Here is a 15,543-nt window from a genome sequence, read left to right as displayed (position 1 = left end):
CATGCCCGTGCCCCCGGCAAGCAGCGAGCGATTTATCGGCCTGATGTCGGGCACCAGCATGGATGGCGCGGATGGCGTGCTCGTCGATTTTTCCGGCGCGCACCCCGTCGTGCTGGCGGCGGCGCACACCCCCTTTCCCCAGCCGTTGCGCGAGGCGTTCGGCGCCTTGCAGCAGCCGGGCGACGATGAGATCCATCGCGAGGCGCTGGCCGCCAACGCGCTCGCCAGCGTCTATGCCGAGTGCGTGGCGACGCTGCTGCGGCTCGCCGATGCCCGCCCGGCATCGGTCGCGGCCATCGGCGCGCACGGCCAGACCATCCGCCATCGCCCCGGTCTTTATGACGGCACCGGCTACACGCGGCAGAGTCAGCATCCGGCGCTGCTGGCCGAGTTGACCGGCATCGACGTGATCGCCGACTTCCGCAGCCGCGACGTGGCGGCCGGGGGCCAGGGCGCGCCCCTCGTGCCCGCTGTGCACGCGGCGCTGTTCGGCGCGCCGGACGAGACCCGCGTGGTCTGCAACATCGGCGGCATCTCCAATATCAGCATCCTGCCGGAAACGGCCAGCGGTCGCCCGGTCACCGGGTTCGACTGCGGCCCCGGCAACGCGCTGCTCGACGACTGGATTCACCGCCATCGCGGCCTGCCCTACGACGACAATGGCGCCTGGGCCGCGAGCGGCACGGTGGATGCGGCGCTGCTGGCGCAGTGCCTGACCGAGCCCTATTTCAGCGCGCCGCCGCCCAAGAGCACCGGGCGCGATCTGTTCCACCCGGGCTGGCTGCAGGCGCTGCTGGCCACGCGCGGCGACCGGCAGCCGCCCGCCGCCGACGTGCAGGCCACGCTGGCGACGCTGACGGCCACCGCCATCGCGCGCGACGTGCAGACGCATGCCGCCGATGCGCGCCGGCTCATCGTCTGCGGCGGCGGCGCCCGCAATGGCTATGTGATGGCTGAACTCGCGCGGCTGCTTCCGGGCGTGGCCGTGCAGACGACCGATGATTTCGGCGTACCGGTCCTGGAGGTGGAGGCACTCGCCTTCGCCTGGCTGGCGCGGCAATGCGTGCGGCGCGCGCCCGGCAACGTGCCCACGGTTACCGGCGCGGCCGGCCCGCGCGTGCTTGGGGCGATCTATCCGCGTTGAGGTCGCGCGTTGATTGCCAGGAATCGACAGGCAACAAAAAAGCGCACCGAAGTGCGCTTTTTTATCGACCGAAACCGGGATCAGGCCGAGAACGACGAGCCGCAACCGCAAGTGGTCGAGGCATTCGGGTTCTTGATCACGAACTGCGCGCCGTTGATGTCTTCCTTGTAGTCGATCTCGGCGCCCACCAGGTACTGGTAGCTCATCGAGTCGATCAGCAGCATCACGCCGTTCTTGACCATCGTGGTGTCGTCTTCGTTGACGTCTTCGTCAAACGTGAAGCCGTACTGGAAGCCAGAGCAGCCGCCGCCCTGCACGAATACGCGCAGCTTCAGCTCGGCATTGCCCTCTTCCTCGATCAACTGCTTGACCTTGTCGGCGGCGCTGTCGGTAAAGACGAACGGTGCCGGCACGTCCTCGGTTACGGGTGCCTCAGCGACTGCGTTCATGGGGATTCTCCTATTTAGATACGCCGTATTCTAAGCGCTACTTCGAAATCGTGCCGAACCCATTAAATTTCAAGGGCTTCTAGGCGTTCACGTCACATCCATCGACAAACAATCAGGCCGCGGCGCCTGCGTTCTCGGGTGTGGCCTTGGCCGACACCTCTTCGGCCTCGGTTTCGGACGTGTTCGATTCCACTGGCGTCTCTTGATTGACCTCGGCGGCCGGTACATGGTTCGGCAAGGCGCGCACCTCACCCTGCCCGATTGGCACGAGACGGCCTTCGACGATGGCGCCCTGGTGCATTTCCAGCGCTGCATAGTGCACTTCGCCGTAGACGCGCGCATGGGGCTGCAGTTCGAGCAGTTCGCTGGCGCTCACCGGGCCGGTCACAGTGCCGTTGAGGATCAGGTGCCCGACGCGCACTTCGCCCTCGACTGCGCCCTTCTCGCTGATGACGAGCATGCTGCGCTGCGCGTCCGATGCCAGCACGTTGCCGCGCACGCGGCCATCCAGGCGCAGGCCGCCCGCGAACGTGACATCGCCCTCGATGGTGGCGTCCTGGCCGATCAGGGTGTCGATCGACAGGCCTTTCTTCTTCGAAAACAACATGATCCCTCTCCTTGTTCGGGTCCTACGGCGTTGCCGACTGCGCCGCGCGGACCTGTCCGTTCTGCACGATACGGACCGATACGGCACGTACCTCGGCGCCCTTGGGAATCGCCAGGTCGCCCTCGATACGCTGGTAATGCGTGAGGCGCACCGCCGGTAACGGCGCCTCTTTCGGATTCGGCAGTGTCATGGTTAACGGCTGCCCAGCCCGGACTGCTGAAATTGTGAATTGTAGATCACCTTTGAATTCGGGCTGCTCGACAAATGCCTTCGAACCGCCCTGCATCACGAGCAGGCGATAGTGCACGGCCTGGGGCTGTGCTTCGTCGATGACCACGCGGAAACTGCGCACGTGGATGCCAGACGTATCGCCGGTGGCCGGCAGCAGCGCCTCGAAGAACCCAAGGTCTTCCTTGAGCTGGCTTACCTCGGCCTCTGCCGACTTCAGTTGCTGCACCAGACGCTCGCGCTCGGCGCGGGCCATCTCGAGACGGGCCTCCGGGGTGTTCGCGCTGGTAAGCAGTTGGTCGCGCTCGGCGGTCACCTCGGCCAGTTGCACACGCAACGCGGCATTGGCCGCCACGAGTGCCGTATCCGTTGGCGCGGCAGGTTGACGCATGGCATGGCCGGCATCGATGGCCCAGACCACGGCGAGTCCAAGCCCGATCGCCAGCACCAGCGCCCAGATCCACACACGCCACGGCCGATGCACACGAATCACGGCCCGCGAAGCGCGCAATCCCCGGCGCGGTCGCAGTGGCCGGTACTTCAGGCCCATGACACCATCGTTCGTCCTCTCATTCGCAGGCCCGTGATTGTATCTCCGAGCCGCCATTGTGCCGATCAATGTATGACATCTGAGACACCTTCGCCAGAAAAGTGGTGATTTCTGCACCACGCAGACGAAAAAAAACCGCACGACAGAGCGTGCGGTTTTTCCGGATTCGACAGATCCGCCAGAGCGGACCTGCGAAAGCGCATCAGCGCTTCGAGAACTGCTTCCGGCGACGTGCCTTGTGCAGACCGACCTTCTTACGTTCCACTTCACGTGCATCGCGCGTGACGAAACCAGCCTTCGACAGCGTCGGCTTCAGCGTGGCGTCGTAGTCGATCAGGGCGCGGGTGATGCCGTGGCGCACTGCGCCAGCCTGGCCCGTTTCGCCACCGCCGGTCACGTTGACCTTGATGTCGAACGTTTCGGCGTGGGTGGTCAGTTCCAGCGGCTGACGCACGATCATCAGCGAGGTTTCGCGAGCGAAGTACTCGTTGATGGGCTTGCCGTTGACGACGATTTCACCCTTGCCCGACTTGATGAAGACACGAGCCACAGCGCTCTTGCGGCGGCCAGTACCGTAATTCCAGTTACCGATCATGGATTGGCCTCCTTAGATGTCGAGCGTCTTGGGTTGCTGTGCCTCATGCGGATGATCGGCTTCGGCGTAAACCTTCAGCTTCTTGATCATTGCATAGCCCAGCGGACCCTTCGGCAGCATGCCCTTGACAGCTTTTTCCAGGGCGCGGCCCGGGAAACGCTGCTGCATCTTGCCGAACGTCGTTTCGTAGATACCGCCCGGGTAACCCGAATGGCGATAGTACTTCTTGTCCGTTTCCTTGGTACCCGTGACACGCAGCTTGGCTGCGTTGACGATGACGATGTAATCGCCCGTGTCGACGTGCGGAGTGAATTCCGGCTTGTGCTTGCCGCGCAGTCGGCGTGCCACTTCGCTGGCAACACGGCCGAGGACCTTGTCCGTCGCGTCAATCACGTACCAGTCGCGCTTTACCTCATGAGGCTTGGCGGAAAAGGTCTTCATGATTTTTCCTGACTATTGAATACTGCCCGATGTGACGGTCGCCGTTTTAGCGTCCTGTCGTTCGGCCGGCCCTTGGGACCTGACCTTCCTGCTTGTGTTTGCAGGCTCTCCCTGATTCCTTTTCCGGGGGCAATGACCGGAAAAGCCTGCGATTATACTCGGGGAATGCGATGGCGCACAAGCAAAGTCGTGGCTTTTCGTCAAGCCCCCTGCATCACATGGAAGCCGGGGGCGAAATGTGGACGAAAGTGGACGAAAAAAAACCCAAGTCGGTTTGGACTTGGGTGTGAATCCACCAAAGGAGGAGGGTGGAGGAGACACTGGTAGATCGACGGGGCGGCGGGCGGTGCGGAGGGCTTTCGCTTTCGCACTCTGGCGCGCCAGATGCGCCGTCGTTCAATGAACTGAATTATACATAGCGGCCGTCGCAACGCAAGAAAATTTGCAGTGCGAAATCGCATTGCACATTGTGCAATGCTTTAATAGCCTCTTGCAAATGTTTGTCTTTCTTAGAAATCAAAGACTTATCCTCGATGTGATGCTGAGTCATCGGCGCCACAATAGAGGATTCCCTCAGAATCCCAAGGGAAATCCCTCGCCTCGGGCACGATCCGCCGATGCCATATACTGACGAAATGCAAGATTCGTGATTGCGCGGACGTGAGCGCGAAAACACATTCGTAAACCCAGGAACGAACAAAATGGAATGCAAAGTGACATGGATGGGCCCGGAAGGCATGAGCTTCGTGGCCCAGACCGGCAGCGGCCATATCGTGGCGATGGACGGCGCGCCCGATGGCGGTGGCAACAACCTGGCGCCGCGTCCCATGGAGATGGTGCTGCTCGGCACCGGCGGCTGCACGGCCTATGACGTGGTGCTGATCCTCAAGCGTGGCCGCCAGGACGTGCGCGGCTGCACGGTAAAGCTCGAAGCCGAGCGCGCCAACGAGGACCCGAAGGTCTTCACGCGCATCAACTTCCACTTCACGGTGACGGGCCGCAACCTGAACCCGACCACGGTGGAGCGCGCGATCACGCTGTCGCACGACAAGTACTGCTCGGCCTCGATCATGCTGGCCAAGACCGCCGAGATCACGCACACGATGGAAATCGTCGAGGGCTGAACGCCCTGACGTCAGGAAGAGAGAGCAAAGCAGGCCGATAAGCCGGATTCTGTGCGCGCGGCCCGCCTTGCGGCGCGCTGCGCGTGACAACCATTCCTCTAGGCCGACCGTTACCGGCCGGCTCCAGCTCCCTACCCGCAGACTCAGCGGGCCGCCTCATCGTCTGCCTATTTGGGATTGCTCCGGGTGGAGGTTACCGCGTTTCACCCTTCCCGCCAGGCGAACCCGGCGGCAAGACTCGTCTCTGTGGCCCTATTCCGCACGTTACCGTGGATGGCTGTTAGCCAACACCCTGCCCTGTGGAGTCCGGACTTTCCTCCCCTTGCCCCTTGCGAGACAAGCAGCGATTGTCTGGCCTGCTTTGCGGCCCGCAGTCTACCACCGAACTCAGCGGATCTGGCGCCCGGGGCGGAACACGGCCGTGTCGTCGTAGAACGACGGCGCATCGTTCTCATCGCACCAGCCTGGAATGCCCAGCACCGGCAGCGGCGCGAAGCAGCGGCCGCCGCGCAGCGTGCCCTGCCCGGCTGCCTCGGCCAGCGATTCGGCCAGCTTCCGGTCGATGACCGCGCGCGGCGTGCCGGGCGGCATCGGCAGCCACCATGCGTGGGCCGTGATCGACTTGTAGGGCTGCACCAGCTTCTCCAGCAAGGCGTGGCCGAACGGGATGACCGTGCAGGCGCTGCCCCATGCGGCGCGCGCCGCCACGAACAGCGTGTGCCACGCAAACCCTTGCAGCGCCTGGGCCAGCCGGGTGTCCTCGGTCAGGAAGATCACCGCGTTTTCGTCGAATAGCGTCGCGGCATCGCGCAGGCCGCCGCGCACGGGCAGCACGCCATCACGGGCGATGGCCTCGGCCTGGAGCCGGTTCAGCACGGCCTTGGTCGCGGGGAAATGGAGCCAGATCAGCGCGTTGAACGCGTCGTGGAGGTTGTCGCGCGTGGGAACGTGGCCGGTGGCGTGGATATGCGCCTCATAGGCCACCCCATCGGGGAGGTCAGACTGGGGGACGAAGCGCAGTGGCTGGTCGTTGGCGTTCGCCAGCCCGGCGGCTACGGCTTGTTCGTCGAGCGCCGCGCGCAGATCGGCGGCGGAAAGCGCGGCGGCGGAGAGCGCGACCCCGGACGCGGCGAATGGCCGGAACCACGGCCGCGTCCAGTCGATGCCAGGCAAGTCGCTTATTGCGCCTTCCAGCGCAGGGTCTCGCCGGCGCGCAGCGGCACCAGCGTGGTGTCGCCATACGGCAGTTCCGCCGGCAACTCCCAGTCTTCGCGCGACAGCGTGAGCGTGCCGGTGTTACGCGGCAGGCCGTAGAACGCCGGGCCGTGGAAGCTGGCGAAGCCTTCCAGCTTGTCGAGCGCCCCGGCAGTATCGAACGCTTCGGCGTACAGCTCCATCGCATGCAGTGCCGTGTAGCAGCCCGCGCAGCCGCAGGCGTGTTCCTTCAGGCCGCGTGCATGCGGCGCGCTGTCCGTGCCGAGGAAGAACCGCGCGCTGCCGGACGTGGCCGCCTTGACCAGCGCCTCGCGATGGGTCTCGCGCTTGAGTACCGGCAGGCAGTAGTAATGCGGGCGGATGCCGCCGGTGAAGATCGCATTGCGGTTGTACAGCAGGTGGTGCGCGGTGATCGTCGCCCCGACCGGGCCTTCGGCCTCGGCCACGTACTGGGCCGCGTCCTTGGTGGTGATGTGCTCGAAGACCACCTTCAGCTCCGGGAAATCCTTGCGCAGCGGCCGCATCACGCGGTCGATGAACACGGCTTCGCGGTCGAAGATGTCGATGTCGCCATCGGTCACTTCGCCGTGCACCAGCAGCGGCAGGCCGGCGCGCTGCATGGCTTCCAGCGTGGCGGCGCAGCGGCGGATATCAGTCACGCCGGCGTCGCTGTTGGTGGTGGCGCCGGCCGGGTACAGCTTCACCGCGTGGATGAAGCCGCTCGCCTTGGCGGCGACGATTTCCTCGGCGGGCAAGTTGTCGGTCAGGTACAGCGTCATCAGCGGCTCGAACGCCATGCCGGACGGCAGCGCGGCCAGGATGCGCGCGCGGTAGGCGGCAGCCTGCTCCACCGTGGTCACGGGCGGCTTCAGGTTCGGCATGATGATCGCGCGGCCGAACTGGCGCGCGGTGTCCGGCAGCACGGCAGCCAGCGCCGCGCCGTCGCGCAGGTGCAGGTGCCAGTCGTCCGGGCGGGTGATGGTGAGCGTCTGGGTCATAGCTGGAAATTCAAAGAATCAGGATGGCGCGGTAATCGTTCACGTTGGTGCGCGTGGGGCCGGTCTGGACCAGGTCGCCGATGGCATCGAAGAAACCCCAGGCATCGTGCGCATCGAGTTGCTGGCGGGCGGAGACGCCGGCGGCCTCGGCGCGCTTGAGCGAATCGGGGCAGCACACGGCGCCGGCGTTGTCCTCGGAGCCGTCGATGCCGTCCGTATCGGCGGCGATCGCATGGATATTGTCCGCCCCGCCCAGCTCGATCACCAGCGACAGCAGGAACTCCGAGCAACGGCCGCCCCGGGCCCGCTCGGCACCGCTCGCGGGCAGCGTCACCGTGCATTCGCCACCGGAAATCAGCGCCACCGGCGCGGCGAACGGCGCATTGTACGCGCGAATCTCGCGCACCAGCGCGGCATAGACCCGCGCGACTTCCTGGGCTTCGCCGGTCACGGTGTCACCCAGCACCACGGGCTGGATGCCCTGTTTGCGGAACAGCGCGGCGGCGGCTTCCAGGCTGCCGTGCGCGGTGGCGATCATGTGATTCTCGACCCGGGTGAACAACGGATCACCCGGCTTGGGCGTCTCGTCGATCTCGCCCCGCGCGCCGCGTTCCAGGTGGGATTGCACCGGGGCCGGCACCTTCGCGCCGTAGCGTTGCAGGATGGCCAGCGCATCGGCATACGTACTCGGATCGGCCACGGTGGGGCCGGATGCAATCGCGCTGGGATCATCGCCGGCCACATCCGAGACGATCAGCGTGGTCACGGGCGCCTTGCTCGCCTGCGCCAGCCGGCCGCCCTGGATGCGCGACAGGTGCTTGCGCACGATATTCATTTCTGTGATCGGTGCGCCACATCGGAGCAGTTCGCGCGTGGTGGCCTTGAGGTCTGCCATGGCGATGCCTTCGGCCGGCAGCGACAGCAGGCTCGACCCGCCGCCAGACACCAGGACGATCAGCCGGTCTTCCGGCCCGAGCGCCTGCACGCGGGCGAGGATGTCCGCCGCGGCCTGTTCGCCGGCCTCGTCGGGCACGGGATGGCCGGCCTCGATCACGCGGATATGGTCGGTCGGCAGGCCGTGCGCGTAGCGGGTGACAACGATGCCGTCGAGCGTGGCGCGGCCCGCGTAGGCGCGCTCCACGGCCAGCGCCATCGATGCGGCGGCCTTCCCCGCCCCGACCACGAGCGTGCGGCCGCCGGCATGGGGCGGCGGCAGGTGGGCGGCGACGATCTCGAGCGGGTCAGCTGCGGCCACGGCGGCCCGGAAGCTCTCCAGCAGCAGCGTGCGGGGGTCAATATGGGAATTAGCGGTATTCACAGCGCCTCCGCAATCGCACGACCCAGGTCGGCCGTTCCGGCGGTGCCGCCAATATCCCGCGTCAGCGGCGCGTGGCCCGGCCCGGCGGCCAGCACCTTCTCGATGGCGGCCAGCACGGCGGCGCCCGCATCGGCATGGCCGAGGTGCTCCAGCATCATCGCGCCGCACCAGATCTGGCCGATCGGGTTGGCCACGCCGCGCCCGGCGATGTCCGGCGCCGAGCCGTGCACGGGCTCGAACAGGCTCGGATAGGTCTTGTCCGGGTTGATATTGCCCGACGGCGCCACGCCGATCGTGCCCGTGCAGGCCGGGCCGAGGTCGGACAGGATATCGCCGAACAGGTTGCTGGCCACGACCACGTCGAACCAGTCCGGATGCTGCACGAAGTGCGCAGTCAGGATGTCGATGTGGTACTTGTCCACCTTCAGGCCCGGGTAATTGGCCGCCATGGCCTCCACGCGCTCGTCCCAGTACGGCATGGTGATGGAGATGCCGTTCGACTTGGTGGCCGAGGTCAGGTGCTGCTTGGGCCTTTTCTGGGCCAGCTCGAACGCGAATTTCAGGATGCGGTCCACGCCGACGCGGCTCATCACGGTCTCCTGGACCACGATTTCGCGCTCGGTGCCCGGGAACATGCGCCCGCCGATGCTCGAATACTCGCCCTCGGTGTTCTCGCGCACCACGTAGAAGTCGATATCGCCAGGCTGGCGGCCGGCCAGCGGGCTCTTGATGCCGGGCATCAGGCGCACCGGGCGCAGGTTCACGTACTGGTCGAACGAGCGGCGGAACTGGAGCAGCGAGCCCCACAGGGACACGTGGTCCGGGATTTTCTCGGGCCAGCCCACGGCGCCGAAGTAGATGGCGTCGTACTTGACCAGCGTGTCGAACCAGTCGTCCGGCAGCATCTTGCCGTGGCGGGCGTAGTAGTCGTAGCTGGAGAAGTCGAAGTGGTCCCACTGGAAGTCGATGCCGAAGCGGCGCGCGGCGGCGTCCATGGCACGGATGCCTTCGGGCATCACTTCCGTTCCGATTCCGTCTCCGGGAATGACAGCGATCTTGTATTGACTCATGGCTGGGAAGGGGCTGGGGCTGAACAGCAGGGGGGGCGCCCGGGCGCCGCGCTTGGCAGCGTCCCGCACGCGCGGGATAATGTCTGCATTCTATTGCAAAGCGGCAGCCCCTTGCCGCACCGGTGCCCCCATGTGCCAGCTGCTAGGCATGAACTGCGCCACGCCAACCGACGTGACGTTCTCCTTCACGGGCTTTGCCGCCCGTGGCGGCGTAACCGACCACCATGCCGATGGTTTCGGCGTGGCATTCTTCGAGGACAAGGCCTGCCGGCTGTTCATCGACAACCAGTCCGCCGGCACCTCGCCGGTGGCGGAGCTGATCAAGCGTTATCCGATCAAGTCGAAAAACGTCATTTCCCATATCCGCAAGGCGACGCAGGGCACGGTGCTGCTCGAGAACTGCCATCCGTTCATGCGCGAACTCTGGGGCCGGCACTGGATCTTCGCCCATAACGGCGACCTGAAGGGCTTCTCGCCGTTCCTGTCCGGCGTGTACCAGCCGGTGGGCGATACCGACAGCGAACTCGCGTTCTGCACGCTGATGCAGGGGCTGCGCAAGCGGTTCCCGGGCTCCCAGCCGCCGCTGAACGAGCTGGGCCACGCGCTGGCGGACATCACGCGCGACATCACGCTGCATGGCGTTTTCAACTTTCTACTATGCAATGGCCAGGCGCTGTTCGCGCACTGCTCGACGCATCTGTACTACATCGTGCGGCAGTGGCCGTTCTCGAAGGCGCATCTGATCGATGCCGACCTGTCGATCGATTTCGCCCAGGTGACCACACCCGACGACCGCGTGGCCGTGATCGCCACCGCGCCGCTGACCGACAACGAGACGTGGACGCGCTTCATGCCGGGCGAGCTGATCATGTTCGAACATGGCCTGCCGACGATGACGCTGACCGTGCCGATCCCGCCCGAGGTGCAGGCGAAGAACGCGGCCAATACGGCGTGTACTTGAGGCTTCAGGCTTTTGGGGAGGGTAAAGCGGGAGGGATGCTGCGCCCCTCTCCCGACGGGAGAGGGGGTCCGACGACCTGCTACACCAATTAGTGCTGCAGGATCTTCGACAGGAACTGGCGGGCGCGCTCCGAGCGGGCAGCGATGTCGCCGAAGAACTCTTCCTTCGGGCAGTCCTCGACGATCTTGCCGGCGTCCATGAAGATCACGCGGTTGGCCACCTTGCGTGCGAAGCCCATTTCGTGGGTCACGCACATCATGGTCATGCCTTCCTGAGCCAGCTGCACCATCACGTCCAGCACCTCGTTGACCATTTCCGGGTCAAGCGCCGAGGTCGGCTCGTCGAACAGCATGCAGATCGGGTCCATCGACAGTGCGCGGGCAATCGCCACGCGCTGCTGCTGGCCGCCAGACAGCTGACCGGGGAACTTGGCCGCCTGGTTCTTCAGGCCCACGCGCTCCAGGTACTTCAGGCCCTTGGCCATCGCCTCGTCCTTCGAGCGGCCGAGCACCTTCATCTGGGCGATGGTCAGGTTCTCGGTGATCGACAGGTGCGGGAACAGTTCGAAGTTCTGGAACACCATGCCCACGCGCGAGCGCAGCTTCGGCAGGTTGGTCTTGGCGTTACCCACCGAAGTACCGTCGACCAGGATGTCGCCCTTCTGGAACGGCTCCAGCGCGTTCACGGTCTTGATCAGCGTGGACTTGCCCGAACCGGACGGGCCGCACACTACCACCACTTCGCCCTTGGCAACCTTGGTGGTGCAGTCCGTCAGCACCTGGAACGTGCCGTACCACTTGGAAACGTTATTAATTTCGATCATACAGCCACCTTTTTCTGATAACGCTTGACCAGCAGCGAAGCGGAGAAGCAGATAACGAAGTACACGAAGCCCGCGAACAGCAGCATTTCGACGATGCGCCCGTCGCGCTCGCCAATGCCGTAGGCCTGGCCGAAGAAGTCAGCCAGCGCGCTCACGTAGACCAGCGACGTATCCTGGAACAGGATGATGCCCTGCGTCAGCAGCAGCGGCACCATGTTGCGGAACGCCTGCGGCAGGATCACCAGCCGCATGGTCTGGCCGTAGGTCATGCCCAGCGCCTGCGCGGCGAACATCTGTCCGCGCGACACGCTCTGGATACCGGCCCGGATGATTTCGGAGTAGTACGCGGCCTCGAACAGCGCGAACGCGATGAGCGCCGAGGTCATCCGCAAATCGGCCGCGGGCGACAGGTTGAACACCTTCTGCAGCAGCTGCGGGATGATCAGGAAGAACCACAACAGCACCATCACCAGCGGGATGGAGCGGAAGATGGTCACGTACCCCTGCGCAAACCAGTTCAGCGCCTTGAAGGAAGACAGGCGCATCATCGCAAGGATGGTGCCCCAGACAATGCCCACCACCACCGCGGTCACGGTGATCTTGAGCGACACCGTCATGCCTTCCCACAGCACGTCCAGCGTTTCGTGGTTGATGGAACTAAAGTCGAATTCGTATGCCATGTGCGCCCCTTTACTTGCCGCCGATGAAGCCCGGCACCCGGGTCCGGCGTTCCACCCAGCGCATGATCAGCATGACCGTCAGATTGATCAGCATGTACATCACCGTGACCGCAATGAACGATTCATACGGACGCGCCGTGTAATCCACCAGCTGGCGGCCCTGCGCGGCGAGTTCCAGCAGGCCGATCGTGGACGCCACCGCCGAGTTCTTGAAGATGTTCAGGAATTCGGAGGTGAGCGGCGGCACGATGACACGGAAGGACATCGGCAACAGCACGAAGCGGTAAGTCTGCGCGAGCGTGAAGCCCATCGCCAGGCCGGCGTTGCGCTGACCCGGCGGCAGCGAGTTGATACCCGAGCGCACCTGTTCGCAAACCCGGGCGGCGGTAAACGTGCCCAGGCAGAGCATGGCGGCCAGGAACTGCTGGGTGAACGGGTTCATCTGCTTGATCGCGTCGCCGAACGGCAGCAGCTCGGGAATCACGAAATACCAGATGAACAGCTGCACCAGCAGCGGAATGTTCCGGAAAATCTCGACATACGTCGCGGCAATACCCGACAGCAGCTTGTTCGGCACCGTGCGCAGCACGCCGAGCACCGAGCCGATGACGAGGGCGATGGCCCACGAGGTCAGGCCCAGCGCGATCGTCACCTTGAGACCGGAAATCATCCAGTCCAGGTACGTCTCGTTCTGCGCGGCCTGCTCGAGGAACACTCCCCAGTGAAAAATGTAATCCATAGTGCGTCCTTCAAAAAGAAACGGAAGGACTTCTCCTTCCGTTTCGCACTGCTCCGATCACAGGGATCAGTCGAGTGCCTTGTCGTTCGGGTTCTTGAAGAGCGCCTTCATGTCGTCGGACAGCGGGAAGTCCAGGTTCAGGCCCTTCGGCGGTACCGGTTGCATGAACCACTTGGTGTACATCGTGTTGATCGATCCGTCCTTCATCAGGCCGGCGATCACGGTGTCCGTCACCTTCTTGAACGGGGCATCATCCTTGCGGATCATGCAGCCGTACGACTCGCGCGACTGCGGCTTGCCCACGACGATCCAGTCGGCCGGGTTCTTCGCCTTGGCGCGTTCGCCGAAGAGCAGCGCGTCGTCCATCATGAACGCCACGGCACGGCCCGATTCCAGCGTCAGGAACGACTGGCCATGGTCCTTGGTGCTGATGATGTTGGCGCCCAGCTTCTGGTCGTCGTTCATCTTGCGCAGCAGGCGCTCGGACGTCGTGCCAGCGGTGGTGACCACGTTCTTGCCCTTCAGGTCAGACCAGTCCTTGATGCCGCCATCCTTCTTCACCATGATGCGGGTGCCGATGATGAAGATGCTGTTCGAGAACGAGGCCTGCTTCTGGCGTTCCAGGTTATTGGTCGTGGAACCGCACTCGATGTCGATCGTGCCGTTCTGCAGCAGCGTGATCCGGTTCTGCGAGGTGATCGGGATTTCCTTGACCTGCAGGTTCGGCAGCTTCAGCTGGTCCTTCACGGCTTCCACGATCTTCATATTGATATCGTAGGAATAGCCCACCTGGCGCACGCCGCCAAGGTTGTAGTTGAACGGAATCGAGGAATCCCGCACACCCAGCGTAATGACACCCGTGTCCTTGATCTTCTGCAGCGTGCCCGTCAGCGGCTCTGCAGCCTGCGCGGTACCGCACAGAATACCCGCAGCAACCGCCAGGCTAGCCAGCTTGGCTACATTCATAACATCTCCTTGACCATGAAGAGAAAGGCGGGACTCTAGCAAAAAAACGCCCCACCGGCGAAACAGTATTGCTTAGCTCGTGACCCAAGACAACGGGTTTTTCCCCTAACTGGTGCCAGTTCAGGCATGGTTGCGCGGCATTGCGCCAAAATGCGACACAACTGCAATGATTCAGACAACAAAAAACGCGGCAGCCGGAAAACTCCGGCCGCCGCGTCCTTTCATGTCCGGGGAAAGGATGGATGCTGCGTCGCAACATCCATCCGCCCCTTTCATTGCCCGTTTCAATCAGGGATACAGGCCGCGCATCTCGCGCGCCTGCAGGATTCGCGTACAAGCAACGATAAACGCAGCCGTCCGCAGCGTGACCTTATTGTCCTGGGCCACCTGCCAGATCGCCCGGAAGGCCTCTTGCATGATTCGTACCAGGCGCTCGTTGATCTCCTCCTCGGTCCAGAAGAAGCTCGAGAAATCCTGCACCCATTCGAAGTAGGACACGGTCACGCCGCCGGCATTGGCGATGACGTCCGGGCAGACCAGGATGTTGCGCTCGCGCAGGATGTCGTCCGCCTGGGGCGTGGTCGGGCCGTTGGCGCCCTCGATCACCAGCTTGGCCGTAATCTTGGGCGCGTTGGCGGCCGTGATCTGGCCTTCCAGTGCGGCCGGGATCAGGATGTCGCACTCGACTTCCCAGAACCGCTCGGTGGTCAGCACTTCGCCCTGGAAGCCTTCGATCGTGCCGCTGTGCGACGCGTATTCCATCATCGCCGGCACATCGAGCCCGGCCGGGTTGTACAGCGTGGTGCGGTGGTCCTGCACGGCCACCACCTTGGCGCCAGCCTCGTGGAACAGCTTGGCCGCCACGGCGCCTACATTGCCGAAGCCCTGCACGGCCACGCGCGCGCCCTTGATGTCCATGCCGAGGTTGCGGGCGGCTTCCTTGCCGACCACGAACACGCCGCGGCCGGTCGCCTCGTGACGGCCCAGCGAGCCGCCCAGCGAGATCGGCTTGCCGGTCACCACGCCGGTGGCCGTGCTGCCCGAGTTCATCGAGTAGGTATCCATCATCCAGGCCATGACCTGGGCGTTGGTGTTCACGTCCGGCGCCGGAATGTCCTTGGTCGGGCCGATGATCAGGTTGATTTCACTGGTGTAGCGGCGCGTCAGGCGTTCCAGTTCGGCCGTGGAGAGCGTGCGCGGATCCACGCGGATGCCGCCCTTTGCACCACCATAGGGCACGTTGACGGCAGCGTTCTTGACCGACATCCACGCGGACAGGGCCATCACCTCGGACAGCGTCACGTCCTGGTGGAAACGCACGCCACCCTTGCCCGGGCCGCGCGAGAGGTTGTGCTGCACGCGATAGCCCTCGTAGTGGGCGATGGTGCCGTTGTCCAGCTCGATGGGCACGTCCACGATCAGCGCGCGCTTGGGGCGCTTCAGCGTTTCCACCCAGCGGGCCAGCGAACCCAGGTAGGGCGTGACACGGTCAACCTGCTGGAGGTAGATGCCCCAGGGCCCGAGCGCGTCGGCGTTCAGGTACGAAGGCAGGATGTGGGAGGCGATGGACGGCTTGGACGGTGCTGCGGAAGACATCGTTGAGTTCCGAGTGAAGGTGACACGCAGAATATCGGC

At 64.3% G+C, this 15,543-nt stretch carries 17 protein-coding genes and 1 other RNA gene; 3 read left to right on the top strand and 15 right to left on the bottom strand.

All coding sequences use genetic code 11. The features are described from left to right. Position 1: 1 nt before the first annotated feature. Complete coding sequence (locus BM115_RS06735; protein ID WP_092291893.1) at positions 2-1,144, top strand: anhydro-N-acetylmuramic acid kinase; 1,143 nt, start codon at positions 2-4, stop codon at positions 1,142-1,144. Positions 1,145-1,224: 80 nt separating this feature from the next. On the opposite strand, the gene erpA is transcribed toward BM115_RS06735, so the two are convergent. The 5 genes from erpA to rplM all read right to left on the bottom strand — a co-directional run bounded on the left by erpA (position 1,225) and on the right by rplM (position 4,014). After that, a complete protein-coding gene (gene erpA, locus BM115_RS06730) occupies positions 1,225-1,593 on the bottom strand; it encodes an iron-sulfur cluster insertion protein ErpA (RefSeq protein WP_092291891.1) in 369 nt (122 codons plus the stop codon). A gap of 112 nt (positions 1,594-1,705) precedes the next feature. Beyond that, positions 1,706-2,200, bottom strand: coding sequence for a bactofilin family protein (locus BM115_RS06725; protein ID WP_092291889.1), 495 nt, complete (start codon positions 2,198-2,200; stop codon positions 1,706-1,708). 22 nt (positions 2,201-2,222) lie between these two features. Continuing rightward, a complete protein-coding gene (locus BM115_RS06720; RefSeq protein ID WP_092291887.1) occupies positions 2,223-2,978 on the bottom strand; it encodes a DUF6776 family protein in 756 nt (251 codons plus the stop codon). Between the two features lie 202 nt (positions 2,979-3,180). Further along, the gene (rpsI, locus tag BM115_RS06715; protein WP_092291885.1) at positions 3,181-3,573 is read right to left on the bottom strand and encodes a 30S ribosomal protein S9; all 393 of its coding nucleotides are present in this window, start codon (positions 3,571-3,573) and stop codon (positions 3,181-3,183) included. Between the two features lie 12 nt (positions 3,574-3,585). Beyond that, positions 3,586-4,014, bottom strand: coding sequence for a 50S ribosomal protein L13 (gene rplM, locus BM115_RS06710; protein WP_092291883.1), 429 nt, complete (start codon positions 4,012-4,014; stop codon positions 3,586-3,588). A 701-nt stretch (positions 4,015-4,715) separates the two neighbouring features. Here rplM and BM115_RS06705 point away from each other — a divergent pair. Beyond that, complete coding sequence (locus BM115_RS06705) at positions 4,716-5,138, top strand: OsmC family protein (protein ID WP_092291881.1); 423 nt, start codon at positions 4,716-4,718, stop codon at positions 5,136-5,138. 22 nt (positions 5,139-5,160) lie between these two features. Here the strand turns inward: BM115_RS06705 and rnpB are convergent. The 5 genes from rnpB to BM115_RS06680 all read right to left on the bottom strand — a co-directional run bounded on the left by rnpB (position 5,161) and on the right by BM115_RS06680 (position 9,739). Further along, positions 5,161-5,501: RNase P RNA component class A (rnpB, locus tag BM115_RS06700), an RNA gene on the bottom strand. A 24-nt stretch (positions 5,502-5,525) separates the two neighbouring features. Continuing rightward, entirely contained in the window at positions 5,526-6,311 is a 786-nt protein-coding gene (locus tag BM115_RS06695; protein ID WP_255370715.1) for a DUF3025 domain-containing protein, read from the bottom strand. 5 nt (positions 6,312-6,316) lie between these two features. Beyond that, on the bottom strand, positions 6,317-7,351 hold the full coding sequence (gene pyrC, locus BM115_RS06690) for a dihydroorotase (RefSeq protein ID WP_092291877.1): 1,035 nt from the start codon (positions 7,349-7,351) through the stop codon (positions 6,317-6,319). A gap of 10 nt (positions 7,352-7,361) precedes the next feature. Further along, complete coding sequence (locus BM115_RS06685; protein ID WP_092291875.1) at positions 7,362-8,669, bottom strand: glycerate kinase type-2 family protein; 1,308 nt, start codon at positions 8,667-8,669, stop codon at positions 7,362-7,364. Continuing rightward, on the bottom strand, positions 8,666-9,739 hold the full coding sequence (locus BM115_RS06680; RefSeq protein WP_092291873.1) for a tartrate dehydrogenase: 1,074 nt from the start codon (positions 9,737-9,739) through the stop codon (positions 8,666-8,668). The genes BM115_RS06685 and BM115_RS06680 overlap by 4 nt, the downstream gene beginning before the upstream one ends. 130 nt (positions 9,740-9,869) lie before the next feature. On the opposite strand from BM115_RS06680, the gene BM115_RS06675 reads away from it, so the two are divergent. Further along, positions 9,870-10,700 carry a class II glutamine amidotransferase gene (locus BM115_RS06675; protein ID WP_092291871.1) on the top strand — a complete coding sequence of 277 codons (831 nt, stop codon included), beginning with the start codon at positions 9,870-9,872 and terminating at the stop codon, positions 10,698-10,700. A gap of 88 nt (positions 10,701-10,788) precedes the next feature. Here BM115_RS06675 and BM115_RS06670 read toward each other — a convergent pair whose 3' ends face one another. From BM115_RS06670 to BM115_RS06650, 5 genes are all read right to left on the bottom strand, one after another. Continuing rightward, positions 10,789-11,523 carry an amino acid ABC transporter ATP-binding protein gene (locus BM115_RS06670; protein ID WP_092291869.1) on the bottom strand — a complete coding sequence of 245 codons (735 nt, stop codon included), beginning with the start codon at positions 11,521-11,523 and terminating at the stop codon, positions 10,789-10,791. Continuing rightward, on the bottom strand, positions 11,520-12,203 hold the full coding sequence (gltK, locus tag BM115_RS06665; RefSeq protein WP_092291867.1) for a glutamate/aspartate ABC transporter permease GltK: 684 nt from the start codon (positions 12,201-12,203) through the stop codon (positions 11,520-11,522). Before gltK ends, BM115_RS06670 begins: the two co-directional genes overlap by 4 nt. A gap of 10 nt (positions 12,204-12,213) precedes the next feature. Continuing rightward, a complete protein-coding gene (locus BM115_RS06660; RefSeq protein WP_092291865.1) occupies positions 12,214-12,942 on the bottom strand; it encodes an amino acid ABC transporter permease in 729 nt (242 codons plus the stop codon). 66 nt (positions 12,943-13,008) lie between these two features. After that, positions 13,009-13,908 (bottom strand): glutamate/aspartate ABC transporter substrate-binding protein, encoded by a 900-nt coding sequence (locus BM115_RS06655; protein WP_092291863.1) that lies wholly within the window; start codon positions 13,906-13,908, stop codon positions 13,009-13,011. 288 nt (positions 13,909-14,196) lie between these two features. Further along, a complete protein-coding gene (locus BM115_RS06650) occupies positions 14,197-15,504 on the bottom strand; it encodes a Glu/Leu/Phe/Val family dehydrogenase (protein ID WP_092291861.1) in 1,308 nt (435 codons plus the stop codon). Positions 15,505-15,543: the final 39 nt, after the last annotated feature.

Origin of the sequence: Cupriavidus sp. OV096 (genome assembly GCF_900115455.1) — a bacterium.
GTDB lineage: Bacteria > Pseudomonadota > Gammaproteobacteria > Burkholderiales > Burkholderiaceae > Cupriavidus.
This window is presented reverse-complemented; position numbering and strand designations above follow the sequence as displayed.